The 26,580-nt window shown below is 37.4% G+C and carries 25 protein-coding genes; 1 reads left to right on the top strand and 24 read right to left on the bottom strand.

The window, feature by feature from the left end:
* Positions 1–112: 112 nt before the first annotated feature.
* The 10 genes from trxB to JF73_RS03000 all read right to left on the bottom strand — a co-directional run bounded on the left by trxB (position 113) and on the right by JF73_RS03000 (position 10,588).
* The gene (trxB, locus tag JF73_RS03045) at positions 113–1,048 is read right to left on the bottom strand and encodes a thioredoxin-disulfide reductase (protein ID WP_046326919.1); all 936 of its coding nucleotides are present in this window, start codon (positions 1,046–1,048) and stop codon (positions 113–115) included.
* Between the two features lie 57 nt (positions 1,049–1,105).
* Complete coding sequence (locus tag JF73_RS03040; protein WP_046326918.1) at positions 1,106–2,125, bottom strand: NAD(P)H-dependent glycerol-3-phosphate dehydrogenase; 1,020 nt, start codon at positions 2,123–2,125, stop codon at positions 1,106–1,108.
* A gap of 31 nt (positions 2,126–2,156) precedes the next feature.
* Positions 2,157–2,993: a prolipoprotein diacylglyceryl transferase gene (lgt, locus tag JF73_RS03035; RefSeq protein ID WP_046326917.1), complete on the bottom strand. Its 837-nt coding sequence runs from the start codon at positions 2,991–2,993 to the stop codon at positions 2,157–2,159.
* Positions 2,990–3,952: an HPr(Ser) kinase/phosphatase gene (gene hprK, locus JF73_RS03030; RefSeq protein WP_046326916.1), complete on the bottom strand. Its 963-nt coding sequence runs from the start codon at positions 3,950–3,952 to the stop codon at positions 2,990–2,992. Before hprK ends, lgt begins: the two co-directional genes overlap by 4 nt.
* Before the next feature lie 18 nt (positions 3,953–3,970).
* Positions 3,971–4,243, bottom strand: a complete 273-nt coding sequence (locus JF73_RS03025) for a hypothetical protein (RefSeq protein WP_038521901.1) — start codon at positions 4,241–4,243, stop codon at positions 3,971–3,973.
* An 8-nt stretch (positions 4,244–4,251) separates the two neighbouring features.
* A protein-coding gene (prfB, locus tag JF73_RS03020; protein WP_109918189.1) for a peptide chain release factor 2 occupies positions 4,252–5,368 on the bottom strand; the annotation gives its coding sequence in 2 pieces (ribosomal slippage) (positions 4,252–5,295 and positions 5,297–5,368; 1,116 coding nt in all).
* Between the two features lie 77 nt (positions 5,369–5,445).
* Positions 5,446–7,845 (bottom strand): preprotein translocase subunit SecA, encoded by a 2,400-nt coding sequence (gene secA, locus JF73_RS03015; protein WP_046326915.1) that lies wholly within the window; start codon positions 7,843–7,845, stop codon positions 5,446–5,448.
* Positions 7,846–7,976: 131 nt separating this feature from the next.
* Complete coding sequence (hpf, locus tag JF73_RS03010; protein WP_038521893.1) at positions 7,977–8,525, bottom strand: ribosome hibernation-promoting factor, HPF/YfiA family; 549 nt, start codon at positions 8,523–8,525, stop codon at positions 7,977–7,979.
* A 93-nt stretch (positions 8,526–8,618) separates the two neighbouring features.
* Positions 8,619–9,308 carry a ComFC family protein gene (locus tag JF73_RS03005; RefSeq protein ID WP_046326914.1) on the bottom strand — a complete coding sequence of 230 codons (690 nt, stop codon included), beginning with the start codon at positions 9,306–9,308 and terminating at the stop codon, positions 8,619–8,621.
* Positions 9,305–10,588: a helicase-related protein gene (locus JF73_RS03000; RefSeq protein WP_046326913.1), complete on the bottom strand. Its 1,284-nt coding sequence runs from the start codon at positions 10,586–10,588 to the stop codon at positions 9,305–9,307. The genes JF73_RS03005 and JF73_RS03000 overlap by 4 nt, the downstream gene beginning before the upstream one ends.
* 45 nt (positions 10,589–10,633) lie before the next feature.
* Here JF73_RS03000 and JF73_RS02995 point away from each other — a divergent pair, with 45 nt between their 5' ends.
* Positions 10,634–11,296, top strand: coding sequence for a YigZ family protein (locus JF73_RS02995; RefSeq protein WP_046326912.1), 663 nt, complete (start codon positions 10,634–10,636; stop codon positions 11,294–11,296).
* Positions 11,297–11,332: 36 nt separating this feature from the next.
* Here JF73_RS02995 and JF73_RS02990 read toward each other — a convergent pair whose 3' ends face one another.
* From JF73_RS02990 to JF73_RS02925, 14 genes are all read right to left on the bottom strand, one after another.
* On the bottom strand, positions 11,333–12,487 hold the full coding sequence (locus JF73_RS02990; RefSeq protein WP_038521883.1) for a glycosyltransferase family 4 protein: 1,155 nt from the start codon (positions 12,485–12,487) through the stop codon (positions 11,333–11,335).
* Between the two features lie 105 nt (positions 12,488–12,592).
* Positions 12,593–14,224 (bottom strand): ribonuclease Y, encoded by a 1,632-nt coding sequence (gene rny / locus JF73_RS02985; protein WP_038521880.1) that lies wholly within the window; start codon positions 14,222–14,224, stop codon positions 12,593–12,595.
* A 132-nt stretch (positions 14,225–14,356) separates the two neighbouring features.
* On the bottom strand, positions 14,357–15,469 hold the full coding sequence (gene recA, locus JF73_RS02980; RefSeq protein ID WP_046326911.1) for a recombinase RecA: 1,113 nt from the start codon (positions 15,467–15,469) through the stop codon (positions 14,357–14,359).
* Positions 15,470–15,612: 143 nt separating this feature from the next.
* Positions 15,613–16,278, bottom strand: a complete 666-nt coding sequence (locus tag JF73_RS02975) for an ABC transporter permease (protein ID WP_038521875.1) — start codon at positions 16,276–16,278, stop codon at positions 15,613–15,615.
* Positions 16,278–17,213, bottom strand: coding sequence for an osmoprotectant ABC transporter substrate-binding protein (locus tag JF73_RS02970; protein ID WP_038521872.1), 936 nt, complete (start codon positions 17,211–17,213; stop codon positions 16,278–16,280). The genes JF73_RS02975 and JF73_RS02970 overlap by 1 nt, the downstream gene beginning before the upstream one ends.
* A 13-nt stretch (positions 17,214–17,226) precedes the next feature.
* A complete protein-coding gene (locus tag JF73_RS02965) occupies positions 17,227–17,850 on the bottom strand; it encodes an ABC transporter permease (RefSeq protein ID WP_038521870.1) in 624 nt (207 codons plus the stop codon).
* 1 nt (position 17,851) lies between these two features.
* Positions 17,852–19,030, bottom strand: coding sequence for an ABC transporter ATP-binding protein (locus JF73_RS02960; protein ID WP_046326910.1), 1,179 nt, complete (start codon positions 19,028–19,030; stop codon positions 17,852–17,854).
* 159 nt (positions 19,031–19,189) lie between these two features.
* A complete protein-coding gene (gene pgsA / locus JF73_RS02955; RefSeq protein WP_038521864.1) occupies positions 19,190–19,750 on the bottom strand; it encodes a CDP-diacylglycerol--glycerol-3-phosphate 3-phosphatidyltransferase in 561 nt (186 codons plus the stop codon).
* Positions 19,751–19,777: 27 nt separating this feature from the next.
* Positions 19,778–20,896, bottom strand: coding sequence for a helix-turn-helix domain-containing protein (locus JF73_RS02950; protein ID WP_046326909.1), 1,119 nt, complete (start codon positions 20,894–20,896; stop codon positions 19,778–19,780).
* A 65-nt stretch (positions 20,897–20,961) separates the two neighbouring features.
* Entirely contained in the window at positions 20,962–21,690 is a 729-nt protein-coding gene (gene ymfI / locus JF73_RS02945) for an elongation factor P 5-aminopentanone reductase (protein ID WP_046326908.1), read from the bottom strand.
* Positions 21,691–21,867: 177 nt separating this feature from the next.
* Complete coding sequence (locus JF73_RS02940) at positions 21,868–24,327, bottom strand: FtsK/SpoIIIE family DNA translocase (protein WP_046326907.1); 2,460 nt, start codon at positions 24,325–24,327, stop codon at positions 21,868–21,870.
* 19 nt (positions 24,328–24,346) lie between these two features.
* Positions 24,347–24,739 carry a DUF1149 family protein gene (locus tag JF73_RS02935; protein ID WP_038521853.1) on the bottom strand — a complete coding sequence of 131 codons (393 nt, stop codon included), beginning with the start codon at positions 24,737–24,739 and terminating at the stop codon, positions 24,347–24,349.
* A 1-nt stretch (position 24,740) separates the two neighbouring features.
* A complete protein-coding gene (locus JF73_RS02930; RefSeq protein ID WP_038521850.1) occupies positions 24,741–25,298 on the bottom strand; it encodes a tRNA (cytidine(34)-2'-O)-methyltransferase in 558 nt (185 codons plus the stop codon).
* 42 nt (positions 25,299–25,340) lie between these two features.
* Positions 25,341–26,567 carry an AI-2E family transporter gene (locus tag JF73_RS02925; protein ID WP_046326906.1) on the bottom strand — a complete coding sequence of 409 codons (1,227 nt, stop codon included), beginning with the start codon at positions 26,565–26,567 and terminating at the stop codon, positions 25,341–25,343.
* Positions 26,568–26,580 lie beyond the last annotated feature (13 nt).

The raw sequence follows: 26,580 nt of genomic DNA, 5'->3' as shown, positions 1-26,580 counted from the left end.
CTTTTTCTAGCAATAAATTCGTTTACATAAACTCTATTCTAGCATTTATCATTATTGCTATCTGTAAAAATAAAAAAAGAATTTAGTTTTAACTAAATTCTTTTTTTAATCTTTAAATTTTACGATCATTCAGATCCTGTAAATAATTATATGCTTGTTGACCAGCAATACTGCCGTCACCCACAGCATTGGCAATTTGCCGTAAATCCTTCGCACGAACATCACCTAAAGCAAAGATACCGTCAACTTTAGTTCTCATGTGCTCATCAGTAGGAATCCAGCCATTTTCATCTGTTATACCTAAGTCCTTAAATGGCGCTGTCTGCGGAATGACACCAACATAAATAAAGACGCCCCGAACTTTAATATGCTTCTCAGCACCGGTTTCCTTGTCTTTATAAGTTACGCCGGTAACTTTGTCGCCATCGCCGTCAATGGATTGCGTTAATCCGTTCCAAATAAAATTCATCTTAGAGTTGGCAAAAGCCCGTTTTTGTAATGTGGGCTGCGCACGTAATTGGTCCCGCCGATGAATAACCGTGACAGTTTTAGCACTCTGAGCCAAATAAATACCTTCTTCAATAGCTGAATCGCCACCGCCAATAACCGCAATATCTTCGTCTCTGAAGAATGCAGCATCACAAACAGCACAGTAAGAAACGCCTTTACCTGAATATTCATCTTCGCCTGGCACATTTAAGTGACGATGATCTGCTCCAGTAGCGATAATAAGAGCAGGTGTACTGTATTCGGCAGTGTCAGTTTTGACTATTTTTTGGTCCCCATCTAGCGTAACTGTTTGAACATCACCATATTCAAACTTTGCGCCAAATTTCATGATTGAATTATACATTTTTTCGCCCAGTTCAGGACCCTTAATCTCACTGAAGCCTGGATAATTATCAATTGCATCCGTATTATTCATTTGTCCGCCATACAAACCTCGATCCAATATCAAAACGGATAAATTAGCCCGAGAAGCGTACAAAGCGGCTGTAAGTCCACCGGGGCCCGCTCCAATAATGATTACATCGTATTTTTTAGTCATAATTTCACCTTCAGCACTTTCTTATTTTTCGTAAGTAATATTACAACGATATCGCTCTCAAAGTCTAATTTCCTGTTTAGGACTTCTACCCATCATCTGAGCTATTTCAGAATCAACATCAGCATTTTGGTATAAAACGCGGTATATTGCTTCACTAATCGGCATATCAATCTGTTTTTCTTGGCATAGCTCGTGCACTGCTTTGACAGTAGTTGCGCCTTCAACTACTTGACCCATATTTTGTAAAACATAGTCTAAACTCTTGCCCTCACCCAGTTGCTTACCACAGCGCCAATTACGTGAATTAACCGAAGTACAAGTAACAATCAAATCACCTATACCTGAAAGACCACTAAACGTCATAGGATCAGCTCCGAAATAATTCACACCCAAACGGGTAATTTCAGCTAAACCTCTTGTCATGAGCGCAGCTTTAGCATCATCTCCATAGTGCTTACCTACCAGAATACCGGCTGCAATTGCAATTACGTTCTTAACAGCTCCCGCAACTTCAACGCCTATCAGATCATTATTAGTATATAAACGGAAATAGTCATTTGAAAATAATCCCTGAACTTTTTGAGCGTTTTTCATACTCGTTGAAGCACAAGAGATTGCGGTTAAATCTTTTTGCGCCACACTCTCGGCATGGCTTGGTCCGGAAATCGCTACAATCTTGTCTTCATCATTGGGATAAATTTCCTCAGTCAAAATTTCAGAAATTAACTTTTTAGAACCCGGTTCAATTCCTTTGGTAGCAGTTACTATAAGTGGTTTATCTTTCCTTTGTGCTAGGATTTTACTTACATTTTGGGCAACGCTACGAATTGCTTGAGTAGGAAGAACAAATAAAATAATTTCTGCTCCACTTAAAGCTTCATTCAAATCACCCGTTGCTGTGGCGGTCTCATTTACATGCCAATTTTTCATGTAATGTTCATTTGTATGACTTTCATTAATTTCCTGATTAACTTTTTCATTGTTACCATACAGTACAATGTCATAGCCTTTATCAGCCAGCATAGAGCCCAACACTGTGCCCCAAGAACCTGCTCCTAAAACTGCAATTTTTGTCATTCGTTAACTCTCTTTCAACTAATACTAATATTTAATCTCGATTATAGGGATATTTTAGGCCACTGCCATCAAGATACCATTTGGGTTTAACAACTTTTCTGCGATAAATAAACAATCCGATGACAATCACCAGCAGTATCAAGCTAAGGAGCTGTGAAACTCTGATTGATCCCCAAAGATACAAACTATCCGTTCTCATACCTTCTACAAAGAAACGAACAACGGAATACCAAGCTAGATAAAGCATAAAAATTTCACCTTGTTTAAACAAATGCTTTTTATGCCTCAGAACCAAAATTAATATTAAACCAATTAAGTTAAAAAATGATTCATATAAAAAGGTTGGCTGGTAATAGATCCCATTAATTTTCATTTGACTAATAATAAAATTCGGTAAATGTAAACTTTGGAGAAAACCCAAAGTTGTAGGACCGCCGTGGGCTTCCTGATTGATAAAATTACCCCAACGACCCAAAATTTGGGCAGCCATTACTCCCGGAGTAAGAATATCAAGCATCAAAAATGGCGGCAGCATCTTTTTGTAGCAAAAAATTAATAGAACTACTAAGCCGGCAAGTAAACCGCCATAGATCGCAATGCCCCCATTCCAAATAGCAATTATTTGGTCTGGATGCTGCGCATAATATTGCCATTCAAAAATAACATAATAAATTCGTGCACCAACATAGCCCAAGGGGACAGCCCACAAGAGCAAATCGACAAAATCGTCACTTTCGATCTGCCTTTTTCGTCCTTCAATAATTGCCATTGACACGGCTAAAATAATAGCCAGCGCCATAATGACGCCATACCATTTGACACTTAAATTTCCTAGGTTAAAAGCTACGGGATTGATTGTCAATGTCATTTATTACTTTCCTTTTTTGAATCGTTTTTAGAATTTTTCTTAATTAATTTGGTTAAATTGTTGTCAAATGTCCTAGTCGCGTTGTAACCACTTCTTTTTGCCCGAAAATTCATTGTGGCGATTTCAATAATATCTTCCATGTTGCGACCGACTTTTACAGGGATTGTAATTTGAGGTACTTCAACGTTGCAAATATCACGTTTACTTTCCTCAAAACCTAAACGGTCATAATTTGCTTGATTGTCCCAATTAACTAGTTTGATCACCAGCTGGATACTTTCACGGTTTTTAACCGCACCAACTCCGAACAAATCCATAACATCAATGATCCCAATACCGCGAATTTCCATTAAATGCTTTAATATTGCCGGCGCTTCACCCATGACTGTTTCAACGTCTTTTTGGTAGACATCAACGCGGTCATCGGCAATTAAGCGGTGACCACGATGTATCAAGCCCAATGCCGTTTCAGACTTACCCACACCGGAATCACCTGTTAACAGGACGCCCATGCCTTTAACTTCAATTAAAACCCCATGAATTGTATCGCGCACAGCCAGTCTTTCTCTTAAATATTCAGTCAAAATACTGGAAACATAAGTAGTTGACTCAGGTGAAGACAAGATAGGAATTTTAGCTTCTTCAGCAGCTTGCGCCAATTCTGGTGGTACTCGCAATGAACGGGAAACAAAGAAACACGGTGTCTCGGGTGTGCAAAGTTTATTAAACACTTGGACCAAACTATCATGATCTAATCTGGCGGCATAAGAAATTTCAGTTCTTCCAAGTAACTGAATACGCTGGCGCGGATAAAAATCAAAGTAGCCTGTCAACTCTAATCCGGGTCTATAAATATCAGATACTACAATTTCTTTATCTTGAATATATTGTTTTCCTTGCACAACGTGGACAATTTTATTATCACGAATTAGATTTTTTAGTTTAACTGCGTTTGTCATCTTAAAATGCCCCTTTTTTTACTTGTCGACATCTTTAGTTTTAGCATCCCGTACTTTTTTACGTTTTGGTCGGGGTTCTTTATTTTCACCCCAATTATGCCATTGATCAAAATTAGAATTAGCACTCATATTGTCATCATCTTTTTTAGTAAAATGATTGATCAACCAAATGATACCGATAATTACTAAAGCTGCCGGCAATATCATAAAGAACATGTGAAATAGTGCGAAAATAAAACTTAAAATCACCACAGCTAGAAAAACTAAACCAACAATTCCCCAAAAACTCATTTAATCACCTACTCTGGATTCTCCTGGCTCAGAAGCCATTGCAAATATGAATAAACAAATGGTTGCAGCTTGCCATCCATTACACCACTTGTATCTGAGGTTTCATAGCCTGTACGTAAATCTTTAACCAAATTGTAAGGATGAAAAACATAAGAACGAATTTGGGAGCCCCAACCAATTTCTTTTTGATCACCTTTAAGCGCCTGCTTATGCTGACGCTTTTTTTCTTCTTCCAAGTGAAACAGCTTTGCTCTCAGTTCATTCATGGCAGTTTCACGGTTCTGCAGTTGTGAGCGCTGAGCTTGTGATGTGGTCACAAAGCCTGTGGGCAAGTGGGTAATTCTTACAGCACTTGAAGTCTTGTTAATGTGCTGGCCACCAGCACCACTAGAACGGTAAACATCAATCCGTAAATCCTTGGGATTAATATCAACTTTAATACTATCATCAATTTCTGGAATAACTTCTACCGATGCAAAGGATGTGTGCCTTCTTTTAGCAGAATCAAATGGTGAAATTCTTACTAAGCGGTGAACACCGTTTTCAGACTTCATTAAGCCATACGCATTCTTACCACTAACTTTAGCGCTGACGCTTTTAAGGCCTGCTTCTTCGCCAGGTTCATAATTATTTATTTCAAACTTAAAACCGCAAATATCCGCATAGCGCTGATACATTCTTAACAGCATTTGTCCCCAGTCCATCGCTTCAGTGCCACCAGCACCTGGGTGAATTTCGATCAAGGCATTATGACTATCATACTTGCCCGACAAGAGCAAATCTAATTCGTAATTGTGAAATTCAGATTGTAATTTTTGCAAATCAGTTTCTACTTCATCTTGCAAATCTTTATCTGGTTCTTCTCGCAGTAATTCAACTGCTGTTATTTCATTTTGATAGTCAGTCTGCAATTTAATAAAAGAATCGCGTTTTTCCTTTAATAAATTGGTTGCGCTAATTAAACTTTGCGCTTTTTCTTGATCATCCCAAAACGATGGTTCCTGCATTTTATTTTCATTTACAATGATATTTTCATTAATAGAATCTAAGTCAAAGAGACCCCCTAAAGCGATCTAATCGCTTTTTTAAATTATCTAAATCATTTTGAATTTCGCTTAATTCCATTAGTTGCATGAACTCCTTTATCCCATAAATTTTCAGTAAAAAAGAGAAAGCAGCTGCTTTCTCTTCCATCTTAATTATTAACGACTAAGATTTTGTCTAATTTCAGCTTTCATAAATAAGCGAGTTACGTCAAACTCAATATTTGAAATCATTTCTTCAAACATGTTGTAGCCTGAATCTTGATATTCAACCAGTGGATTCAACTGACCATATCCCCGTAAACTAATTGATTGGCGCAATTGATCCATAGCATCTATATGATCAGTCCAGCGGTCGTCTACGACTCGTAAAATAACTACTTTTTCAAACTCAAGCATGTCTGAAGGATCAGCTAAAATTTCTTCTTTTTCTTCATAATTTGCTTCAACGATATCATACAGTTTCTGCTTCAAATCAGGAACCGTTATTGTCTTGAAGTCAATTGCATCAGTTTCTTCTTCATTGGTCAAACTGGATGAGATGAAGTCCCGTAAGGAATCAAGTCGCCATTTACTGCGATCGCCCTGTGTAAACATATCCACTTGGCTATTGATAGTGCGGCGGATCATCGGAATTAGTACATCTTTAAGAGACTTCTCTTCTCCAATAACCTGCATCCGTTCACCGTAAATAATTTCACGTTGAATACGCATAACATCATCGTATTGCAGTGTTTGTTTACGAGTATCATAGTTATTTCCTTCAACCCGTTTTTGCGCTGATTCAACTTGCCTTGTAATTAAGCGGCTCTCGATTACCTTATCATCATCGTTATCAGACAAACGGTCAAGGAAGTCTTTAACTCTGTCGCCACCGAAACGTTTCATCAGATCATCTTCAAGTGAAAGGTAAAAACGTGTAACACCGGGATCACCCTGACGACCAGATCGACCACGCAATTGATTATCAATTCTACGTGATTCATGACGCTCAGTACCAATAACTGAAAGTCCGCCTAATTCTTTGACACCAGGCCCCAATTTGATGTCAGTACCACGACCAGCCATGTTGGTGGCAATAGTAACCGCACCACGTTGTCCCGCATTCATAATAATTTGAGCTTCTTTAGCGTGATTTTTAGCATTTAAAACAGCGTGTGGAATTCCTTCTTTGTCCAGCAATTTACTTAGTCTTTCAGAGCTTTCAACCGCAACGGTACCAACTAGAACTGGTTGACCATTACTATGACGTTCCTTAATTTCATTAACGACTGCCGCAAATTTCGATGACAAAGTCGGGTAAAGAATATCAGGATTATCCTTTCTAATTAGTGGACGGTTAGTTGGGATAGTAATTACCTGCATATTGTAAATTTCACGAAATTCTTCTTCTTCAGTTTTAGCAGTACCGGTCATTCCCGCCAGCTTTTTGTACATTCTAAAGAAATTCTGGTAAGTAATTGTGGCTTGCGTCTTAGATTCTTCCTGAATTTTTACGCCTTCTTTAGCTTCAATAGCCTGGTGCAATCCGTCAGAATAACGCCGACCCTGCATAACACGCCCAGTGAAAGAATCAACGATTAAGACTTCGCCATCTTGGACCACATAATCAATATCTTTGAGCATAATATAATTTGCGCGCAAAGCTTGATCAATATGGTGAACCAATTTTTGATTTTCAACATCGTAAAGATTTTTAAGGCCGAAATGGTCACAGGCTTTTTGAATACCTGTCCTAGTTAAAGAAATGGTTTTAGTCGGCCAGTCAATTTTATAGTCACCATAATCTTTATCATCATCTGCATCATCGTCACTCTTATCTTCTTTAAGAGTTTTAACAAAACGATCAGCACGGATGTAATCACCGTTTGCCTGTTCAGCTTCACCTGAAATAATTAATGGCGTTCTGGCTTCATCAATCAAAATTGAGTCAACCTCATCGATGATAGCATAGTTAAGTTCACGTTGAACCATTTGCTCTTTGTAAACAACCATATTGTCACGCAAATAATCAAAGCCGAGTTCAGAGTTGGTGGAATAAGTTACATCACAGCTGTAGGCTTCTCTTTTTTCATCAGGTGACATGGCATTCAAGTTAAGACCAACAGTTAAACCGAGCCACTTATATAGTTGACCCATTTCCTCAGCATCACGACTCGACAAGTATTCGTTGACGGTAACAACATGAACGCCCTTGCCAGTTAAGGCATTTAAATACACAGGCATAGTCGCAGTTAACGTCTTACCTTCACCGGTCATCATTTCGGCAATGTTACCATAGTGTAAGGCAATACCACCTAGCACTTGAACGTGAAAAGGATATAACCCTAATACTCGTTTAGCACCTTCTCGAGCAACTGCAAAAGCCTCTGGCAAAAGTGAATCTAGGCTTTCACCGTTTTGCAAACGGTCACGAAATTCAGGTGTTTTTGCCTGTAATTCCTCATCTGAAAGTTTGCCATACTCTTCAGCATGACTTTCCACTTTACTAGCAATTTTTTCAAATTTTTTCAGTTCTCTTTTATCGTTATTGTATAGTTTCTTTAAAATGTTTACCATTTAATCGATCCTTATATGTAGTTAAAGTATAAAAACACAAGATAATTTTACCATGATTAGCGCTAAATTAAAAATAAACAAAACAAAGACCTCACACTAAATGCGGGGCCCTTGCTTGAATTATATTATTTTTATTTTGTTTCAATCAAACCGTAACGACCATCATTTCTGCGATAAACCACACTGGTGCCGTTAGTTTCACCATCTTGGAAAACAAAGAAATCATGCTCAAGCATGTTCATTTGTAAAATAGCTTCTTCTGGGCTCATAGGTTTTAAACCTATTTGCTTATTACGTACAATTGTAAATTCGTTATTCTCTTTATCTTTTGAACTTTCTTCAGCGCTCTCAACGAAGAAATCATTAAAACCTTTTTCACGACTCTTACGATTTACACGGGTCTTGTACTTTCTGATTTGTCTTTCTAATTTTTCAGAAACAAAGTCAATGCTCCGGTACATATCGTCAGTTGTTTCTTCAGCTCTCAATACTAAGTATGGTAGTGGTATGGTAACCTCAACTTTAGCCTTATGATCACGATAAACCTTCAAATTTACATGGGCAATCATATCCTGATTTAAATCGAAATATTTTTCCAATTTCTTAAGGCGCTTTTCAACATAACTTCTTAAAGCATCAGTTACCTCAATATTTTCACCACGAACATTATACTTTAACATTTGAGATTCTCCTTTCAACTGCTTATGCAGTCTTATGTTACCTTTATTATAGCAAAATTATAACAAAACATGAAAGCGCTGAACAATTTTATTCTATCTGCATAAGGTAAAACTACTAATTTTTGCATTGGGCAGAACTTTTTTCAAAGCGTCACGCGCGTGGTAAAGTGTTCTGCCTGTAGTATAGATATCATCTAATAAAAGAACCCGGTAACTTTTCCTATCAACTTTAAAGTTTTCCTTAACAAAAAAAGTTTGTTTACTTGCTAATCTTTCCAGACGATTTTTTTCTCCTTGAGCTCCAAATCCGGAGATCTTACTCAGCATATGCGTCAGCGGAACCAGATTATCGTAAATAGCACTGATGGTATCAAATTGTCTTTTAGCAATATGTTCAGAAGAAGTAGGAATAGGAATATAAAGGTCAGCTTTTATTTTATTCAGTTGATTTGAACAGAGAGTTTGCAAAACATAAGACAAATAATAGTCACCATATCGTTTATAATTCACCATTAGGTCATGAAAAGCCGCGTTATATAAATATAAAGACTGATTGCTTAACAAATCATTCCCATAAAGCTGGCGCCAGTTTCTGCAATCTAGACACAATTCATTATTTTCTGCTTTGCCATAACAAATAGGGCAATGCTGAGCAGGCACTGGATCGAACTTTGACAGGCAGTTCGGACAAATGCCGCCCTCCTGACATTTGCTAATAGAAAACAGGCTGGTAAATGATAATTTTGCAGTATAATATCGCCCGCATAATAAGCACTTGGTCATTGATTCATCCCGCGAATTTGCTTCATGGCAGTGCGAATACAAGAGGTGTATTTTTGATAACAAAACAGCACTAGACCCTCGGGATCATTTTTAGCGCGTCCTACTCTACCCGCAATTTGTACTAAACTTGAAGAAGTATAAATTTTATCATCTGCCTGCACAACAATAACCCACACATGATTAAAAGTTACCCCGCGTTCTAAAATTGTAGTAGTAACTAATAATTGTATTTGCCCACTTCTAAATTGGTCGACTTTGGCAATTCTTTCAGCGTCATTTGCATGTACACCGGCAATTTTAATTTCAGCAAGCTCGGGTATTTTTTTGAGTGCGGCAATATAAGGCCCAATCTGATTAATTCTCGGAACAAAAAGGAGTAATGGGTGACCCGCTTGAATGACTTTAATAATCTCAGCTGTCAGGCGGGAGTTAATTTTTTGGTCACGCAAAAAAGGACGTAAAAACAATTTTTCCCTTGGTACGGGTAAGGGCTGACCATGAAAGCGTCTTTTTAATTTTAAAAGGTGGATCTTTCCTGCTTTAACAGAAGATAATAAATCACCGGTAGGCGTAGCAGTGAGAAATACCCTTTTACCAGTAAGCTTAATGGCATTTTGGGCGGCAAAATGAAGCATAGAGTTGTTAACGTAAGGAAAAGAATCTGACTCATCAATTATTAATAAATCAAAGGCATGAAAGTATTTTAGTAATTGGTGTGTTGTACAAAGTGTTAATTGGTCTGCTTCAGGCTCTTGATATTCCCGCCCGTGATACTTACCAATTTTTATCTCACCAAAAGCAGCTTTAAAACGAGGATAGAGTTCACTAACAACGTCAATGCGGGGAGTGGCAATACAGCACCTTTCACCGTTTTTTAAACTATAAGCTACTAGTGGAAATAACATTTCTGTCTTACCGGCACCAGTTACAGCATGAACAAGTGAATCTTTTTTAGCAATATAATTACGAATTAAATTGCGTGCTATTCTTGTCTGTGAATTAGTCAGCTTACCTTTCCAAGTCAACCCCCCATTTTCTTTTGCAGGAAACTTAATTGTTTGTTCATTGCGTATTAAGAAATCATCTGCGACTATTCTTCCTAAACCAATACAAGCCCTGCAATACTTTTTGCCATTGGGTAATTTGGCATAAACCCTTGCCCCGCAACGTAAGCAGTGACCGTGCTTGATTGCCCTAGTTTTAGTTAAGCCTTCCTTTATGCTACAATCCATTTGACTGCTAAGCCATTGACGACCAGCAAGGTGAGAGATATTTTCCATTTCTGTCCTCCAATTATTAAATACGCAAAAAAGGAGAAAAATCTTTTGAAAGAACAGCAAAATTACTTAACTATCAAACAAAACGGCACACATGAAATAATCATCAAGAAAAGTCGCTTTATTGCCACTCTAGTTCGAACGCAAACGGTTGAAGAAGCAGATCAGGCAATTGCTACTATTTCGCAAAAATACCGTGATGCCACTCATAATACCTTTGCTTATACAATCGGGCTTAATGATGATCAAGTCAAAGCTAGTGACAACGGTGAGCCCTCAGGAACAGCTGGCGTACCAGAATTAAAAGCATTGCAATTGATGAAACTTAAAAATGTTACCGTTGTTGTTACCCGGTATTTTGGCGGAATTAAATTAGGAGCCGGAGGGTTAATTCGCGCTTATTCCAACAGTGTGACAAAAGCTGCGGAAGCTATAGGCGTGATTAAACGTGTTCAGCAACAAGGCCTTAAATTTAAGGTGGATTATAAAAATTTTGATGAGATCCAGTACTATTTAAATCAAAATCAAATTTTTATTGATCAAATAGAATATGGCGTCAAGGTAGCCATTACGCTCTTTATTGATGAAAATAAATTAGAGCAGCTTAAAAATGACTTAAACAATCTGCTAGCTGGCAAAGTAAATTTTGAACTGGTGCCCAAAAGGTATAACGAAATTGACATTGCTAATTTCAATTATCACGACCAATAAAAAAAGACCCACAAGTATTTGTGAATCCGTTTAAACTTAATCTTTCTTTTTCTTTTTTAACTGTTCAGGCTTATCTTGCCCAAGGTGCCAAACTTCCACAGTGGGGTCTTTCTTACTCCGGGAATTGATTAATTTTTGCGTCAAATTCATCAGCGGTTTATATTTTTCCCCCAGCAGTCCAATTGACTCCACGAAAAATTCTAGAGCAACAGCCAGACCAGCAATTAGGACCCACATCCCCCACATTGGTGACAGCAAGAATAAGAGGGAAATAAATGAAAAAATAAGTGACAACGCGTAAATGGTTAAAACAGTTTGCCTGTGTGTCAAACCCATTTTCATTAATTGGTGGTGTAAATGGTGCTTATCTGCTTGGGAGACGGGCCGATTATTTAATTTGCGGCGTATCATGGCGTAAATAGTATCTGTGATCGGCACGCCTAAAATAGTGACAGGTACTAATAACGAGATAAAGGTGACGTTTTTCAAACCTTTAAGCGAAAAAACCGCAATCATAAACCCAATATATAGTGCACCAGTGTCACCTAAAAATATTTTTGCCGGATGAAAGTTATATGGTAAAAACCCAAGTAAACAGGCTGCCAGCATAAAACAACCGATTGGAATATAGAGCTGCCCCGTATGCAAGAAGAAATAGCCGACAATTCCCATCGTTATCAGTGAAATCATTGAAACGCCGTCTGCCAGGCCATCAAGACCGTCAATGAGGTCAACTGCATTAGTTAGGGCCAATATCCAAAAAATAGTAATTGGTAAACTCCACCAACCTAAATTTATTTGTTTATTTAAAAATGGCAGATTGAGAACATTCATTTTGATGCCGGCAAGAAAATAAATGACTAAGGCGCCAATAAAGATGCCCAGCATTTTTTGTCTTGGCTTCAATTCCATGATATCGTCGATTATACCAGTTAGAACGATTACGCTAGAACCTAGAAGGATACTGAACGCCTCGTGTGTGGGAAATTGATCACGTAAGAGAATAAAAGCACCAATATTAAAAGTCACAAAAATACCCAATCCGCCTAAAGTCGGCATTGGTTTTTTGTTTACCCTTCTTTTGTTGGGAATGTCAACTGCACCTAATACAAAAGCTAATCTTCTAATAAAAGGCGTAATCGCTGCTTGGATAATCACCAAAAAGAATAATTCAACAATAATTTTAAACATGGTCGGCTACTTTCATTTATAGTTGTCTTAATTATACAGGGTGGAATAAAAATGCACAAATTACAACTAAAAAGGATTGAATTCTTTAGGTTCAATCCTCTTTCTTTATTTTGCAATTGATACAGCACGTTTTTCACGAATAACTGTTATTTTAATATTACCTGGGTAATCAAGTTCTTTTTCAATCTGATTACGAATATCACGTGCTAAAACTGTAATGCGATCGTCTGAAATCTTATCGGGTTCAACCATCACCCGCACTTCTCGCCCAGCTTGAATAGCGTATGCCTGTTTAACTCCATCATACCTATTTGCTATTTGCTCAAGGTCAGTCAGTCTTCTAATGTAATTCTCCAAACTTTCACTTCTGGCACCGGGTCTTGCAGAAGAAATCGTATCTGCTGCCACTACCAATTCAGCAATAAATGATAACTTAGGCACATCCCCGTGATGCGCCGCAATTGCATTAACAACCACATCCGGCTCATGATATTTTCTTGTCAATTCCACACCTATTTCTACGTGTGAACCTTCAATATCATGGTCGACTGCTTTTCCAATATCGTGTAATAATCCCGCGCGAACCGCTAATTTTTCATTTAATCCAAGCTCCGCAGCCATTGTTCCAGCTAACTTTGCAACTTCAATTGAGTGTCCCAATACATTTTGACCATAAGATGTCCGGTATTTGAGCCTACCCAATATTTTAACCAACTCAGGATTCATTTTATGAATCCCTAACTCCATTAGAGCGCTTTCGCCCGCTTCGTAAATGTCATCATTAACTTCTTTACGAGCCTTATCAACTGTCTCTTCAATTCTAGCCGGATGAATTCGCCCGTCTTTAATCAGGCGTTCCATTGCCCTTTTAGCAATTTCACGCCTAATCGCATCAAAACCGCTTAGAGTTACAACTTTAGGAGTATCATCAATTATTAAATCTACTCCTGTGAGTGCTTCAAATGATCTAATATTGCGTCCTTCACGACCAATAATTCGACCCTTCATTTCTTCATTAGGTAAATCTACCACTGATACTGTGGTTTCAGCTACTGTATCAGCTGAGCTGCTTTGAATAGCATCAATAATTATTTTACGAGCATAATGATCAGCCTTCGCTTTTACTTCTTCATTGCTGTTGCTAATCATTTCAGCCCGCTCTTTAACTAGCTCATCTGCTAATTGATTTAGAACCAGCTTTTTAGCCTGTTCCTTGTCTAAATGGGCTACTTCATAAAGCTTTTGCGTAGTCTGTTCAACTAATTCATCAGCTTTTTGTAATTTAGTGGTTAATTCAGTTTGCTTTTTTTCTAGCTGTTCGTCTTTTTTAGCTAAATCGTCCTCTTTTTCTTTTAGCAAAGAGTTCTTATGATCGAGAGTATCCTCTCTTTGTGTTAAACGATTTTGATCACGCGCAATCGTATCACGCTTATCGTTTAATTCATCTTCAACTTTTTGTCGGTAATCCTGAATTTGCTCTTGAGCTTCAAGAATTTTTTCTTTCTTTGTGTTTTGTGCACTTTGTTTTATAGCATCAGCCGCTTGCTTCTGTGCATTGACTTCAGCTTTTGCAGCATCAACTCGTGCTTTAGCTTCGCTTAAAATATGATCGGCATCGTTTTGGGCGTTCCGAGCTTTTTTCTCCCAAGCACTTTTACGGATAACATACCCAATAACTATGCCTAATATAATTGAAATAATAGCAATCGCGACGGGAATCAAAAATTTACTTGTCATGATTTCTATCGCCTTTTTTTATTTTTTTAGATTATTCACACAATATTAATGATAAAGAACCACGGGGATTATGTCAAACGACAAGAAAAAACCTTAACTTGTTTTCACAAGTCAAGGTCTATTTCTTCAAAACTAATTGCTTTTGCTGTCGGCTTCTTTTTTAGCAGAAGCTTCCCTTTCTGTATTTGCAGCGTTTTTAGCTTTCTTCTCTTTTATTTTTTCTGGGTCTTCGCGCTCAGCAACTGATTCCTCGTCAATACCGTAGGCCTGACGAACCTGTTTCTGCACTTCATCATAAACTTCCGGATTATCTTCCAGATACTTTTTAGCGTTTTCGCGCCCTTGTCCAATTCGTTCATCGTTATATGAATACCATGAACCAGCCTTTGCGATAATGTCTTTGTCGGCTGCCATATCAAGAAGTTCACCACTTTGAGAGATACCTTTGCCGTACATCATATCAACTTCAGCAACTTTAAAAGGTGGAGCAACCTTATTTTTGACAACTTTAATTTTCACACGGTTACCGGTGATTTCTCCACCAGTTTGCTTAATCTTTTCGGCTCTTCTAATCTCCAAGCGAATAGTTGCGTAGAACTTAAGCGCACGACCACCAGGGGTAGTTTCAGGATTACCAAACATAATGCCGACTTTTTCACGAATTTGGTTAATGAAGATTGCAATAGTTTTAGTCTTATTGATATTACCAGAAAGTTTACGGAGGGCTTGGCTCATCAAACGAGCTTGCAGACCAACATGGCTATCGCCCATTTCTCCGTCAATTTCGGCTTGAGGTACAAGTGCTGCAACCGAATCAACAACTAAAATATCAATTGCGCCACTTGTAATTAAAGTATCAGCAATTTGCAATCCTTCTTCACCAGTATTGGGTTGAGATAAGATTAGTGAGTCAACATCAACGCCTAAAGCTTCGGCATATGCCGGATCCATGGCATTTTCAGCATCAATATAGGCAGCAGTTCCGCCTCTTTTTTGCACTTCAGCTACTGCATGTAGCGCAACAGTAGTTTTACCAGAAGACTCTGGTCCATATATTTCTACAATTCTACCCCGGGGATAGCCGCCAACACCCAAGGCTGCATCAAGAGCAAGCGAGCCTGAGGGAATAGTCGAAATCTTAGTATCGGCCTTATCGCCCATTCGCATAACGGCGCCTTTACCAAAATTTTTCTCAATTTTCTTAAGCGCATTTTCCAATGCGGCCTGTTTTTCATCTTTGGCCAAGACTTTGTCCTCCTCTAATTAGTTTCATTATTTTAGTACCTAATAATTATACTTTGCTTTAGTGTATATTTGCAAGGAAAAAGCGAACAAATGTTTAATATTTTTATTCACAATAATAATTACGCAAAATTTTCGGCCTTTTTTTAATTTATTTTCTTTAACCCTTTTGGTTGTAACAGTTTTTGGAGAAAATTCAAAATAATGTCAGCTAAAATCGCCATCAAGGCTGTAGGGAGAGCACCAGCTAATATAATTGCACTACCATTAGTGGCATTAGTACCACGAATAATGATGTCACCTAATCCGCCAGCACCGACAAATGAGCCAATTGATGTAATACCAATAGCAATTACCAGCGCATTTTTTAAACCGGCTATTATCACAGACATCGATAAAGGCAAGCGCACCATATAAAGTAACTGAAACTTAGTCATGCCCATTCCTTTTCCTGAATCAATGACGTTTTTGTTGACGTTACTCATGCCAGTATAAGTGTTTTTAATTATGGGCAAAAGTGAATAAAGCGTTACAGTGACAATAACAGTCATAACGCCTAACCCTAAACCAATCATGACAATAGATAAGAGAGCAAGGGAAGGAATGGTTTGGATAAAGTTGGCAATTCCAACCACAAAATCACCTAAATGACCATTACGAGAGATAAAAATTCCCACAGGAATACCGATCACCGCAGCAAATAGAACACCGTAAATTGAAATTAAAAAAGTGCGATTAAATTGTGTTAATACGTAACTGCCATTATGGGCGTAATAATAAATAAATTGTTGCCATAAAGATAAATGAGACATTATTTCTCCCCCCTAAAGTAATTATGCTTTACCAAGAACTGGTGAGCTACAGTAGCTGGTTCAAGCAGTTTATCATCTACTTGGTAATTCATTTTACGAATATCATGCACACTTACATTTCCAACCAAGCGTTTCAGTATTGGTTTTAATTCAGGGTGCTGCCTTAATATATAATTATTAATTAACATGCCACAATTATATGGGGGAAAGAAATGTTTATCATCTTTTAATAAGTGCAGGTGATAACTGTCGATGCGGCCATCCGTAGAATAACCCAAGATGACATCCATTTTGCCGCTCTTTAAAGCAGAATATACCAAGCCAATATTCATAGGATGAGCTTTAGTAAAAGTAATGCCATAGGCCGTTTGAAATGCAGGATAACCCACACCGGGAGCATTGATCCACTCAGAAGCTATACCAACAGAAAACTTATCTTTGACCTTTTTTAAATCAGAAATTTTGTAAAGGTGATATTTCTTTTGGTCTTTGGCTCTCACCATAAAAGCATAATTATTTGCAAAGCCATAGGTGTGTAAATAAGTTTGATCCCATCTTTTCTTTACTTCCCGTCTGACAGTGTTATTTGCTTTTTGAGAATCTTTAATTGCCGGTAACAATAGATTGGCAGTTAGTTCGCCACCATCGTAAGCGGCAGCTTGTATATCAGCATCATGACGATATAAAGCTTGATGCTGCATTGGTGCAGAGCCCAAATTATTAACTATTGAGGTTTTATATGATGTTTCGTGTTCAATAAGTTGCGCAATGATATTGGCCATAACTTGAGATTCAGTAGTAGTAAGTGCCGTTATTCTGATATTTTCTTGACTGCCTTCACTATCGGAAAGACCGGGTAATCCACATGCACTCGTGGTTATCATTATTAAAAAGGCAGTAATCATCACTAATATTTTTTGCAAATATCTTTTCATGATTAGCACCTCCCTATATTCCCTTTGGCGTTAGTTTACGTTCAAGTTTACCTAATAGATAATCTGTTAACAGGGCTAAAATAATTACAGGAATAGTACCCCCAAAAATTAGGTCAGTTTGATATAGACTAAGTCCGTTAAAAATAAAGTCGCCCAAACCACCTGCTCCAATATATGAAGCAAGAGTAGCCCATGCAATAACATAAATAGCAGAGAGTCTGATTCCCGCCATAATGACAGGCATTGCTAAAGGAATATCAACTTTTAAAATTAATTGCATATTAGTCATACCTAAACCTCGGGCAGAATCTATCGTATCTTGATTTACCCCGGTGAGACCAACATAAGTATTACGTAAAATAGGCATTAGACTATACAAAAAAAGTGCTATTATTGCTGGCAAGCGCCCTACGCCAAAGAAAGGAATCATCATTGCCAGAAGTGCCAAAGCCGGAATGGTTTGTAACATACTAGCAATAGCAATTACTATTTTAGCTACTCGCGGAAATTTCATTAAAATAATACTTAAGGGAATAGCAACAATTATTCCCAAAGCTAAAGAAATGGCAGAAATGTATATTTGCTGCCACGTTTTGACTAATAGTTCCGAACCATGTTGTACAAAAAAGGCAGACATATTATTTCGCCTCTTTTTCTGATTGCTGTTTTAATGGGCTTTTATCTCCCCATATCTTTTCATAAACTACGTTAACTAAACTTGAGCGGGTCACAATACCAACTAATTTTTTATCTGAATTAATGACAGGTATATAACTCTTGTTCCGACTCATAATGCGACTGAAGTTATCACGCAAATATTCTTCAGGTCCTACTGTACTTAGTTTGGTTATTAAAATATCACTAACACTATTTGTTGGGGAATAGTTACGTTGAAGATCATCAATTGAAATATAGCCCTTTAAATGATCATCATGATCTACTACTAAAAGAGTGTCCACACGATTTTCTTTCATCATTGTCAAAGCATCAGACAGTGAAGCACCCAAATCAATTTTTGTCGGATTAGTTAACATCACGTTTTTGACTTTAACAGTTTCGTATTTTGCTTCTGATAAACGTTCTTTACCAATTAAGCTTTTGACATATTCATTTGCCGGATGATGCAATATTTGATCTGGTGTTCCTACTTGTACCAGCTCTCCATCGTGTAATACAACTACCTTAGTAGCTAACTTTAAAGCTTCATCCATATCATGAGTTACAAAAACAATTGTTTTGCCTAATTGCATTTGCAAGCTTTGCACCAAATTTTGCAAACTTTCCCGCGTTATAGGATCCAAAGCTCCAAAAGGCTCATCCATTAAGATTAAATTTTGATTAGCTGCTAGTGCACGAACTACACCAATTCTTTGTTGCTGCCCACCAGAAAGTTCAGTTGGATAACGATCCAAATATGATTCTGGTAATTCAGCCATTTTAATTAATTTTTTAGCCTCGTCATTCAACTTTTCTTTAGGCCACTTCAACAATTTAGGAACTAGAACGATGTTTTCTTTGATCGTCATATGTGGCATTAGGCCATTATTTTGAATCACATAACCAATGTGACGTCTTAAATTGACGGGATTAAAACTTTTGACATTTTTTCCGTTAACAAGTACTTCACCTTTAGTTACACTGTTCATGCGATTGATCATTCGCATCAAAGTAGTCTTTCCTGAACCAGAGGTGCCAATCAGGCAGCAAAAATCACCCTGATCAATTTCAAAACTAATATGATTAACAGCTGGATTCTTCATCTTAGGATATATTTTGGACACATCCTTAAATTCAACCACTGGTATTTTTTCTACCATAAAATTTCCCCCTTCTTCAATATTCTTTTAATTTAATCCTAACAATTAAATTACGCTTAAGCAATCACCTTTCATCTTAACAGCAGAGTATGATCCTGAATTCATGCAAAAAAACACTAACATGGTTAGTGTTTTTTTAATATTTAATTTTTACTTAATTTACATGGAGCCTTCAAAAACATCCCATGAGCTGTGGAAATAATCCCAACCAGAGTAAATAGTAAAGATCAAAGCTATGTAAAGCAAGATTGTACCAATATTATAGATATCACCAATTAATAGAAAAATGATGGATAACATTTGGCAAGTAGTTTTTATTTTACCGGGCATAGCAGCTGCCATAACTTGCCCTTTGTTTTCTGCCAATATCAGTCGTAAGCCAGTAACAGCCAATTCGCGACAAACAATAATAGCTATTACCCATGCTGGAGCTAATTTCAAGGAAATTAACATGATAAAAGCTGTCATGGTAAGCATTTTGTCTGCCAGCGGATCAGCAAATTTACCGAAATTAGTAACCAAATTGCGTGATCTGGCAATGTGACCATCAAACCAATCAGTTGCTGAAGCAACTGCAAAAACAATAGCAGCAATAATTAATTTCCAGTAGATAGTTTTCCCAGCAAATTGAAAACTGGCATTACCACCGAAAATAACAATTAACATAAAGACTGGTATTAGCAAAATTCTAAAAACCGTCAACTTATTAGGCAAATTCATTCTTAACTTTTCCTCCCACTATAATAACTATTCATTACGATCATTTCCATCAGATGAATTATTTCCAGAATGACCGCTATGAGTATTGGTATTTTGGTTGTTATTCGTCTGATTATTTTCGTGATTTGATTGATTATTATTCTGGTTATTTTGGTTAGTTTGATTGTTTTGTTGACCACTTGTTGAACCAGAATTATTAGTGCTGCTGCCGTTATTATGGTTGGTAGTAGACTGATTATGTTCTTGATTTTGGTTAGTTGAACTATTATGTTCAGAATTATGATTTGTGGTACCAGAATTATTTTGATTCTGCTGAGTTTGGTTAGTTTGACTATTAGTTCTCTTACCAATATAGAAAGTTAAAGCAAGATTTGAACTTTGAGCGTTATATGGTACTTTTCTGCCACAAATTGTAATAGACGTACTTAGCGCGTTACTAAAAGTCACAACCACTGTTTGTGCTGTTTCAGGAATTCTCAACGTGTGCTTTTGACCCGCAGTCAAAGTTTGACTACTTTGGTTAACTCCGTTCATTGCTATTGAAACAGTAGTTGCCTGATTACCAGCACGCACAACTAAATTACGATTATTTTTTAAACCAGTAATCTGATATTGATTTGTAGCTAATTCTTTAATTTTAACAGTCTTCTTTTTAACTTTTTTAGTCTTATGATGACGTTTGCCATTATCAGAAGAAACTGTTACATCGTTAGCAGCATTATTATTGTCATTGCGACTGGATGAAAAATGGGCATAGACAACATAGCAGACTAGAATAACGACAACAATTCCTAACCCAACGATAATCCGCGGAAGGTAATCTTGCCAGATCTTTTTCTTACTATTGGTTGTCTTGCTAACTTCTTCGCTTTTATTATCAATTGAATCTTCAACAAACTCATCTGGCTCAGATTTAGGAATATCATCATGATATTCACTTAAAAGCTTTTTGCCGTCTAATCCAACTATTTGAGCATATTGCCTGATAAAAGCTCTTACGTAAAAATCACCAGGAAGTTTATCAAAATCATTTTGCTCAATTGCCGTCAGATATCTGCCTTGAATCTTGGTTGCTTTTTCAATATCTTCAATTGAAAGTCCCTTTGCCTCTCTGGCACTGCGTAATTTATCTCCGATATCTGCCATAGTTACCTCTTTAAATCTATAATTTACTCTTTGAGTATAACATATACTCAATATTATTTTTATATTTAAATAAGCCAGCCGCCGCTGACGTAAATTGTCTGCCCAGTTAAATAGCTGGATTGGGCATCAAGTAGCGTTTTAACCCAATAAGAAATATCTTTGCCTTCAGCTAACCTGCCAGCTGGTATTTCGCCTTTAACTTCTTCCATTGCTTCAGGAGCGAGCATTGAATTCATTGCAGTATTCACAGCTCCCGGGGCAACGACATTAACAGTTAAATTAGCTGAAGCGACTTCACGGGCATAAGCTTGTGCAAAACGAGCAAGCCCAGCTTTGGAAGTACTATAAACTGCCTCCATAGCACTTCCAGAGCCACCATAAACAGAGCCCAGAAATACAATTCGACTATAATCATTTTTAATCAAAGCTGGCTCAAGCAGCCCAATTAATTTAACCGGCACAGTCAAATTGACTTGTAAAATTTCATCAACTCTCGTCAAAGATTGACTGCTGACAAAGTTATAATCTGTAATACCCTGAGCAAAAACAGCGGCATTAACTGGTAAAAGCCCGTTAACAAATTCTTTTAATTCGTCATTTTTAGCCAGAAAATTAAGTTTGACAGGAATAAAATCCTGCTGGGGATATTTACGACTTAATTTTTGAGCTATTGTGCAGGCTTTTTGCCAATTTTGACTGCAATGGACATAAAGTGACCAACCAGCACTGGCCAAGTCTGTGCATATTGCCTGACCGATCCCACCAGTTGCACCAAATACTATCGCTCGTTGCAATTACAACATTCCTTTTAAACTTATTTTTATGAATTCAGATTTTGAAGATGACCGCACAGCAGTAAATGTCTGTCATTATAGAACAAAATCAGTTATGCATTCATATTCGATTTTATTTTACCATTATTTTTTTGTAAATTTGAACTATTAAAACGAGTCAATAAACTTTCTTAAAAATTAGTCCTGTTCGCCTTCTTTTTTAGGTGGTAACAATACTTGACGTGGTTTAGAGCCTTCAGATGGACCTACTACGCCCTTTTCTTCCATAGCATCGACTATTCTGGCAGCACGGTTATAGCCAATACGGAATCTCCTTTGTAAAAGAGAGACACTGGCAGTTTGCTGCCGTCTGACCAGGTCAACGGCTTGATCATAAAATTCATCTTCAGGTTCTTCTTCTTTATTTTCAGAGGTTTCTTGACCCTTTTGCGGAATCATTCCTTTGTCATACTCCGGCTTTTGCTGCTTTTTGACCCATGAAATTACATTTTCAACTTCATGAGAAGAAACAAACGCCCCTTGAATACGTTCAGGCTTTGAAGCACCAACAGGCATATAGAGCATATCTCCTCTGCCCAGCAATTTTTCAGCACCAGTTTGATCCAAAATAGTTCGTGAATCAATTCCACTTGAAACTGCAAAAGAGATACGTGAAGGGACATTTGCTTTAATCAATCCGGTAATGACGTCCACACTTGGCCTTTGCGTTGCCAAAATCATGTGAATACCGGCAGCACGAGCCATTTGCCCTAAACGTACAATAGCACCTTCAACATCACGACCACCAACCATCATTAAGTCACTAAGTTCGTCAACTACAACCAAAATATAAGGTAGAGGTTTCATAGCCGGCTTTGACTTATCTTGATTATTAAGCTGCACTTTTTCATTATATTCGCTCATATTACGGGCGCCACCAGCTGCAAAAAGCTTATAACGGCGTTCCATTTCTTTGACAGCTTTACTTAGTGCATTTGCCGCAAGTTTGGCATCCGTCACAACCGGAATTAATAAATGGGGCACCCCATTGTAAACAGAAAGTTCAACCATTTTAGGGTCAATTAAAATCAGTTTGACCTGATCTGGTAATGCCTTCATCAAAATGCTGGTTAAAATGGTATTTATGGCTACGGATTTTCCTGATCCGGTCGAGCCGGCAATTAAAAGATGGGGCATTTTAGTCAAATCAGCAGAAATGGTCTGACCACTTACGTCTTTACCTAAAGGCACCTGCATTGGATCCTTTTTAGCCTTCCTGTCTTGACTTTGCATAACATCTTTAAATGCCACCACTGAAGTATTTTTGTTTGGCACTTCTATACCAATATAGGGCTTACCTGGTATAGGTGCTTCTATTCTAATATCTTTGGCGGCCAAGGCCAGTGCCAAATCGTCAGCTAAATTGACTATACGACTAACCTTGACACCAACCGCAGGCTGAACCTCATAACGCGTAATTGTTGGACCTAAAATTGCCCTTTTGATAATTACCTTGACGCCAAAACTCTTAAATGTTGATTGTAAAGTTTGCGTATTTTGACGAATAAGAGCTTTATCAGTACTTTGATCAATATTTCTCACATTGTCGAGCAAGTTTAGCGGTGGCTTTTGGTAATCTGCACTTACTTCTTGCTCTTTATTAAATTCGCCATGATCAACAGCTTCTAAATCCTGCTTAAGTTTTTGATCTTCTGCAATAAATGAATGAGAGCGTGGTAATTTAGTAGCATTTTTTAACGGTTCCTGATGAGTTTGCTTCTTAGCAATATTATTTTGGCTGGCAACTTGTATCTGCGGCTCTACTGGCTCATGTTCAGGGACATCATCAAATTCAGCACTGCCGGAATCAAAATCATTTACGCCAGTTGCAGCAGTACTATTTTCAGTTGGAACATCATCAACTGAAAAGTCTTCTACGTCGGGAAAAATTGTTGAATTATCAGAAAGCGGATCACGCAAATTGCGTGCATTTTCCTGCTCTTTTTTTTGTTCCTGTTTTTCCTTTAATAAACTGTACTTGTCTTTTATCTTAGAACCAGCTGCTTTATTCTTGTTTATAAAAAGTTGGCTGAAGGATTGAAATTTCTTGATCAGCGTAGCAAATTTAACGTCAAAAAACATCAAGATGCCACTAGGAATTAGCAAAATGGCGATAATTCTTAAACCAATATGCCCCAGCAGCGGATAAAATATTTGATAGCACAATGCTCCAATTATGCCGCCGCCCACAGATTTAGTCACTGCTATTCTGCTAAACTCTGCTGCCATTTCATGCCAAAAAGCATTCATAAAAGCATTATTTACCAATTCATGTTCAAAAAAGAGGCTACTTTGAATCAGCAAAAAACCTAAAATAGCTAAAAATAGGCCACAGCTGCGCTTAAATTTAAAATGCATTGGCTTGTTATAAATAAGCATCACCAAACCAAAAATAATGCAAATTCCAGCGGCAAGTAAATAAGAATCGCCAAAAAAGAGCCGAAACACATTGGCAATTTGCTTTCCTAACATTCCAAATTTAGCAAAAGCTAAGACAGCAATAATAATTTGAGCAAGTCCAATAATTGCCCACATGAGCCCATTGGTCTGTTTCTTGTTGGCGACTTTGGTATTTTTTCTCCTTTTCTTTCTAGGCATGATCTTACCAGTTCACAACTTAAAAATTAGCTTTGAAGTTCAAATTAACTGGTTTATCAAGAGTAATCTGAGTAACTTCATAAGTTAAAGTTTCAATGTATTCAACTAGGGGACGGCTAAGAAGCTGGTAATCAGCCTTGCCGAGATCGCTCCCATCGCCAAAATAATCTTTTATTTTGACAATCTGACTAATCATGCCACTAACTGCAAATTCTCCTGGTGCTGGTGCAACATCGAAAACAACGGTAACGTCAAAATAACTGCCATCTACACCAGCGTCAGTTGTACCATCTTCATTTTGCTTTTCGACTTTTTTAAGACCAAAGTTCACCTGATCCTTGACTTCAGGTTCTTCATTAATGTCATAATGGAAATTTTTAACCAAAACAGGAGTTTCTTTTTCAAAATCCATCTTATTTTCCTCCTAAATTGCGTTCATAGCGTTCAGGGCGATTATAGCTGTCCTTCAACTTATCATTTTCATAATGATGAGAAGTTTCCAAATTAGGAAAACCTTGCTGCCGCAAAGCTTCAAGTAAAACAATTGCCACTGAATTAGCTAGATTATAGCAACGAATATTATTGGACATCGGGATGCGCAAATTGCGTTCATAATATTCTCGCATAAACGTTTCTGGTAAACCAGTAGTTTCTTTGCCAAATACAAAATAATAATTTTTTGCGGGATCAGTATAATCAACTTGCGCGTAATTTTTAGATGAAAACTTGGAAATAAGGTACATTTCATCATTGGGGCCAAGTTGATTTAAAAAAGCGTTAAGATCATCATGTAGCCGAACATCTACTTTATCCCAGTAGTCTAGTCCGGCCCGTTTCATCTTTTTATTATCAATTTGAAACCCAAGGGGCTCAATCAGGTCAAGAACAGTATTAGTTCCAGCACATGTTCGGGCAATATTACCTGTATTTGCAGGCATTAGTGGTTCATATAAAACTACGTGATTTGTCAATCTCTTTCTTCTCCTTAACCAAAAATTCACTAAAAACCGAATTTATTTTTTAGACTTTTTTTCAGCTTGATCTCCGTTGACACTTTTGTCGTTATCAGAAATCACTGGTACAGTTTCTTCGACCTCATCTTCTCTAAAAACTTGTGAAACTTTACGATAGTAATTATACACACGTAAAATAATGATTTTTAAAATAGCATAAATTGGGATACCAAAGATGACGCCCCAAAGTCCCCAAACAGAACTTGAACCTATTAATAATAAAATAGTGGTTACCGGGTGCATCTCCATCTTGTTTCCCATTACCAAAGGACTAATAACCCTTGATTCAATGGTCTGTTCGATTGCAAAAACAACCAAAACTTTAATTACCATTGGTACAGAAAGCATGATAGCAATCACGATTACAGGTATAAAGGAAATAAAAGTACCAAAATATGGAATAAGGTTAAGAATACCGCTTAAAACTGCAAGGGCAATGCCGTACGGCAGGCCAATAATACTGTAACCAATGGCAAACATGACTCCGACCCAAAAGGCAACAGTAAGCTGTCCCCTAATATAAGATGCCAGTGCAGTATTAATATCGTAAAGAAGTTCACCGAAACTTTTTTGCCAGCGCTTTGGAGCAAATTGCATTAAGTATGGGCGCAAGTTATGAGCATCTTTTAACATAAAAAACAGAATAAAGGGTGCTGTAAGTAAAGTCATAACGATAATAGTCACTACACTAATTGCTGACGAAATGTTGCTTAACGCCGCATTGACTGCCTCATGACCTGACTTAAAGAGCATATCTTGTGCACGATTAATAGCATCGTTAATGTTGCCCTTCACACTATGAAGCTGTGGATTACTTAGTGCATCCTGCACAGCGTTGGTCGCATCTTTCCAAATATGCGGCCAATGTACAATTAAAGAATTAATTTGACTTTGAACTATTGGTAGTAAAGTATTCACAATCCAAACCAATAAAATTGCCACTAGAATAAATAGTCCCAAGATTGTAATCAGTCTCGGCACCTTAAATTTCCGCTCTAAAATGTCTACCAGCGGGTTCATAATATAAAATTGAATTAAAGCCAGCATCAATGGTGGTAAAATTGCACTCACGAAAACTTTTGCCGGGTTCAGAACAAATGAAATTTTGTTGAATAACCAAATTACAAGGAAGAACAACAAAATATTTAGTAAAGCAATACTAAATCTGTTATTTAAAAACCATTTTTGAAAGATGGTTCTCTTTTTATGTTTTTTCTCGTAGTCCATCAAATCATCCTAA

The organism is Lactobacillus helsingborgensis, from assembly GCF_000970855.1.
GTDB lineage: Bacteria > Bacillota > Bacilli > Lactobacillales > Lactobacillaceae > Lactobacillus > Lactobacillus helsingborgensis.
The sequence above is the reverse complement of the archived record's forward strand: the minus strand, read 5'-3'. Positions and strand labels throughout refer to the sequence as shown.